Origin of the sequence: Pseudomonas sp. EA_65y_Pfl1_P113, assembly GCF_963970525.1 — a bacterium.
Taxonomy (GTDB): domain Bacteria; phylum Pseudomonadota; class Gammaproteobacteria; order Pseudomonadales; family Pseudomonadaceae; genus Aquipseudomonas; species Aquipseudomonas tritici.
The window spans coordinates 1-486 of record NZ_CAXAQM010000440.1; the positions used below are offsets into that span (position 1 = coordinate 1).

Consider the following 486-nt stretch of genomic DNA (forward strand, 5'->3'; position numbering starts at 1 on the left):
CTGCCCCGTGGTGGTAGCCGCATCACCCGTCATCGGCCCGGTCACGCCGAGCGTGCTCAGGATGGCGCTCGCGACCGTGCCGAGCACGCCGATGCCGACGCCGGGACGGTCGAGGATGGGCGTGGTGGTGGTCACCGTCGCGGTCACTGGCGCGGGCGCAGGATTGGCCGTAGTCGCCGTGCCGCCCGTCGCGCCGGTCGTGCCCGTCGTCTGTACTGCAGGCGCGACCGCACCCTTGATCGCGGCGACGATCGCTGCGGGAAGCTGCGCGATGTCGCTGCGCAGCCCGTTGATGGCCGCGAGAAGCACGTCGTCATTGCTCTGCTGGTTGTCCACTGGTTTGGTCTCCGTTGTTGGATAAAGGTCCTGGTGAATGTCGGACGCTTCTCGGCGAGCCGGATCAGCACGGCGGCAACACCGAGCTGCGTATCTTCCGCGTTCGGATCGAACACGCGATCGGCAACGTATTTGCCGCGCTGCTCATGG

At 67.5% G+C, this 486-nt stretch carries 1 protein-coding gene; it reads right to left on the reverse strand.

What is annotated here, in order from left to right:
* Window positions 1-336, reverse strand: a 336-nt coding sequence (locus AACY52_RS30470) for a hypothetical protein (protein ID WP_339561408.1), incomplete at its 3' end; no start/stop codon positions are given.
* Window positions 337-486 lie beyond the last annotated feature (150 nt).